The sequence below is a fragment of the Luteococcus sp. genome, from assembly GCF_043424415.1.
Taxonomy (GTDB): domain Bacteria; phylum Actinomycetota; class Actinomycetes; order Propionibacteriales; family Propionibacteriaceae; genus Luteococcus.
In genome coordinates this window covers 1-3,753 of the sequence record NZ_JBHWOO010000122.1, presented here as the reverse complement: position 1 = coordinate 3,753, position 3,753 = coordinate 1, and the positions used below count along the sequence as shown (strand labels likewise).

Here is a 3,753-nt window from a genome sequence, read left to right as displayed (position 1 = left end):
GACGCAGGACAGGCATGCCCCCATCATGGCGCGCGAAGGTTCGTCGGGCAGCGGCCGTCCGTCGTGGCGGACGCTCAGGACTCCAGGGACAGCAGCAACCACGCCAGCGAGACGTCGTCGCAGCGCTCGGCCAGCAGCCGGTGGCGCGCCAGCTCGCGCAGCTCCGGCACGGTCACCGGCCAGCGTGGCGCCTCCCACTGCTCCGGGAGCCGGGAGGCGACGGCCAGCAACAGGGCCCGTGCCTGCGGGCCGACGGTGTGGCCCGGAAGGCCCGCACCGAGCAGCGCCATCACCCGCTCCACCGGGCGCGGCACAGGCCCAGCGGGACTGTCCGTCCCGGCCCGGAAGCAGGCGACCTCGGCCTCCACGACGGCCCGGGCGACCGTCTCATCCAGCCCCGCCACCGGCAGGGGCACGCCACTGGGCAGCTGCAGCGTCGCAGGCCCGCCGACCAGGCGGCTCGCGGTCATCGCGTGCAGGGCGACGGTCAGTGCCCCGGGCTGCAGCGCCATCCTCGACGCCATCTCGGGCAGGTGATCCGCGGCATCGGGGCTGGTCATCGCCAGGTCGGCGGCTGCCGCCAGCGCGAGCGGGTGCACCGTCCCGGGACGGGTCGCCAGCGTCTCGATGGCCTGCGCCAGGTGCTCGGGGTCGACGTCGAGACCGTGCTGCACCGCGCGGGTGAGCAGCACCGCCTGGTGCGGCTCGAGGACGCGGGGATCGGTACCGACCAAGGACTCAACAGAAGGTGCCAGGTGGTCGGCGACCAGGTCGTCGGCCCAGGCCAGTTCCACATCGGTGGTGCCGCGCCCGGCATGGACCTGCACCAGGTGGATGCCGGGACGGGCCACCAGGTGGGTTCCCTGTTCGTCCTCCAGCAGCGAGACCCCGGCGGCCTCGATCGCGGCATCGGGCAGGTCGAGCCGGACGCTCTCCTGGGCATCGGCCAGCACCGTGCGAGCGGGCCACCACGACGGGAGCGCCGCGGCCTGCACCCGCTGGTCGCGCAGCCAGTCGCCGCGCCAGCCCACCTGGTAGCCGGCACTTGGCGTGACAGCCGGCCCCAGGCGCACCGGCAGGTCGGTGAGCCAGCTGTGGCCCTCGCTCAACCGGGAGCGGCCGCGCAGCTGGGTGAGGGTGAGCAGCTGGCCGTCCTCGCGGCCGGCGTCGATGCTGATCTGGCCCTCGGCCCCGGCCAGCCAGCGGCGCATCGGCCAGGCGGCGCTCATGTCGAGGCGGCACGGAGGCACGGCGATCTCGACGTCGGTGAGGTTCTGCAGCTGCACGCGCACGCGCCAGGCGTCGTCGAAGACGTGGCGCACCACGGCGCGGGCCTGCACGGCGCCCTCGTGCTCCAGCAACCAGTGCTGCTCCACCTCGTCGACCAGCACCTCGGTGCGGGCCCGCTGCCAGCCGCCGTCGAAGCCCACAGCCACGTCGTCGAGCACCACCTCCCCAGTCTCGGCCAGGGCCACCTGGAGGCTGCCGTCCTCCTCGACGGTCACGTCCAGGCCCTGCCAGCGGGTCAGTGCCTGCGCTGGCATGTTCCACACCAGTAGAGGTTGCGGCCCTCCAGCAGGGCGCTGCGCACCCGGTGTCCGCAGACCAGGCAGGGAAGGTCGGCGCGCCGGTAGACGTAGACCTCGCCGCCGTGGGCGTCCTCGCGCGCGGTCCGTCCGGTGGCCTCGGGCGAGTGCTCCGGGGTGACGGTGTCAATGCGCCCCACCTCGACGCCGTCGCGCATCAGCACCACCAGGTCCTGCCAGATCGCGTCGAAGCTGGCGCGGCGCAGCGTGTTGCCGGGGCAGCTGGGCTTGATGTGCTGCCGGAAGAGCACCTCGGCGCGGTAGATGTTGCCGACGCCGGCACTGACCTGCTGGTCCATCAGCAGCGAGGCGATCGGCTTGGCGGAGCGGTGGATGCGCTGCCAGGCACGTTCGGGGTCGGCGTCCTCGCGGATCGGGTCGGGCCCCAGCCTGGCGACGACCTGCTCCCGGTCGGCCTCGGTCACCAGCCGGCAGATCTGCGGTCCGCGCAGGTCTGCGGCCACCTCGCCGTCACTGATCCTCAGCCGCACCACGCCGACCGGTGCTGCCAGTGGTGCCAGGCCCAGCTTGCCGATCAGCCCCAGGTGGATGTGCAGCAGGTGCTCGGCGACGGGTGCGTCGAAGTCGACGAACAGGTGCTTGCCCCAGGCCTGGGCCGTGACCAGCGTGTGGCCGTCGACGAGCGCCGCCGAGTCGGCGAAACGTCCCTGCGGCGAGCTGACCTGCACCGTCTCGCCACCGAACTGGGCGTCGAGGGCGCGGGCCAGGCGGTGGATGACGTGCCCTTCGGGCATCGGTGGGACCTCCTGCAGGGACGGGAATGGCGGGCAGCCCAGTCTAGGCTGTGGCCATGGGCAATGATCGTGGCGCGGAGCGCGGCAGGGGTGGCCACCAGCGGGAGTTCGGCCGCGACGGGATCACCGGCCTGGTCGACCAGGACCGGGCTCTGCGGGCCCGCGAGGTGAGCCGCCCGGACGAGTCGCGGAGGGCGGCCGCACGCACCGTGGCCGAGCAGCTGGTGGCCCGGGCGACGGGACGCAGGCGTTGACCAGGGGGACGGGACGTCGGTGTTGACCAGGGCGACGGGACGTCGACGCTGACACCCCGCCCCCGGCCGCAGCGGAGGCGCCGTATCAGGCGCGGTGGGCGTCCTCGTAGTCGCTCATCTTCTGCACCCGGCGCGCGTGGCGGCCGGTGTCGGTGAAGGGCGTCGACAGGAAGGTGGTGACGATCTCCAGCGCCTGCTCGTTGGTGACGAAGCGCCCGCCCAGCGAGATGACATTGGCATTGTTGTGCTCGCGGCCCAGGCTGGCGATCTCGGTGCTGTAAGCCAGGATCGCGCGGCATCCCTTGACCCGGTTGGCGGCCAGCTGTTCCCCATTGCCCGATCCGCCCAGCACGATGCCCAGGCTCTCGGGATCGGCGACGACCGCCTCCGCACAGGGGATGCAGGTGTCGGGGTAGTCATCCTCGGCATCGTAGGAGGTGGCGCCGTGGTCGACGACCTCATGGCCGGCGGAGGTCAGCTGCTCGCGCAGGTACTCCTTGAGCTCGAAGGCGGCGTGGTCGGTGGCAATGTGTACGCGCATGGCGCCAGTCTTCCAGACTCCGCGACGGGCCGTGGTCGCCGAAATGTGCTGGCCTGCCCCACGGCCTGTGGGTAGCGTCGAGGTCATGGACCCCTACCGTTTCAGCGAACGCACCGCCAGTGGAGACCTCGACGACCAGGCCCGGGACTGGCTCGCCGCAGTCAGGCTCGGCTTCAACGAGGGCCGCGGTAGCGACGAGACCATCCGCCGCTGGTGGAAGACGGCCAGCGCCGACGGGCAGCGGTGGCGATCGGCGCACCGCGACCAGCCGCTGGACGAGCTGGGCATGGGATCGCTGCCGGTGGCCACGTTGGCCAGCCTCGACCACCGCATCAATGTCGGTGGGCAGTTGGTCACCGCGCGCTACATCACCGACGTCACGGTGCGCACCACCGACCGCCGCCAGGGCCTGCTGCGCCGGATGATGTCCGACGAACTCACCCAAGCCCGCGCCGAGGGATGTCCGGTGGCGAGCCTGACCGCCACCGAGGCCGGCATCTACGGACGCTTCGGTTTCGGGGTGGCGCTGCGTCGCCAGTCGGTGGAGGTGGCCCTGGACGGGCGCTTCCGGCTGCGCCATGCACCACGCGCCACCGTGGAGGCCGCCGACCCCAGCA

The 3,753-nt window shown here is 72.5% G+C and carries 5 protein-coding genes; 2 read left to right on the top strand and 3 right to left on the bottom strand.

The window, feature by feature from the left end:
* Nucleotides 1-74: 74 nt before the first annotated feature.
* Both ACHFFZ_RS07415 and ACHFFZ_RS07410 read right to left on the bottom strand, forming a co-directional pair.
* Nucleotides 75-1,544 carry a hypothetical protein gene (locus ACHFFZ_RS07415; protein ID WP_394276011.1) on the bottom strand — a complete coding sequence of 490 codons (1,470 nt, stop codon included), beginning with the start codon at nt 1,542-1,544 and terminating at the stop codon, nt 75-77.
* Nucleotides 1,526-2,341: an Fpg/Nei family DNA glycosylase gene (locus ACHFFZ_RS07410; protein WP_394276010.1), complete on the bottom strand. Its 816-nt coding sequence runs from the start codon at nt 2,339-2,341 to the stop codon at nt 1,526-1,528. Before ACHFFZ_RS07410 ends, ACHFFZ_RS07415 begins: the two co-directional genes overlap by 19 nt.
* A gap of 56 nt (nt 2,342-2,397) precedes the next feature.
* Between ACHFFZ_RS07410 and ACHFFZ_RS07405 the strand changes: the two genes are divergently transcribed.
* Nucleotides 2,398-2,595 carry a hypothetical protein gene (locus tag ACHFFZ_RS07405; RefSeq protein ID WP_394276009.1) on the top strand — a complete coding sequence of 66 codons (198 nt, stop codon included), beginning with the start codon at nt 2,398-2,400 and terminating at the stop codon, nt 2,593-2,595.
* Between the two features lie 85 nt (nt 2,596-2,680).
* Here ACHFFZ_RS07405 and ACHFFZ_RS07400 read toward each other — a convergent pair whose 3' ends face one another.
* A complete protein-coding gene (locus ACHFFZ_RS07400; RefSeq protein WP_394276008.1) occupies nt 2,681-3,136 on the bottom strand; it encodes a ribose-5-phosphate isomerase in 456 nt (151 codons plus the stop codon).
* An 85-nt stretch (nt 3,137-3,221) separates the two neighbouring features.
* Here ACHFFZ_RS07400 and ACHFFZ_RS07395 point away from each other — a divergent pair.
* Nucleotides 3,222-3,753, top strand: a 532-nt coding sequence (locus ACHFFZ_RS07395) for a GNAT family N-acetyltransferase (RefSeq protein WP_394276007.1), incomplete at its 3' end; no start/stop codon positions are given.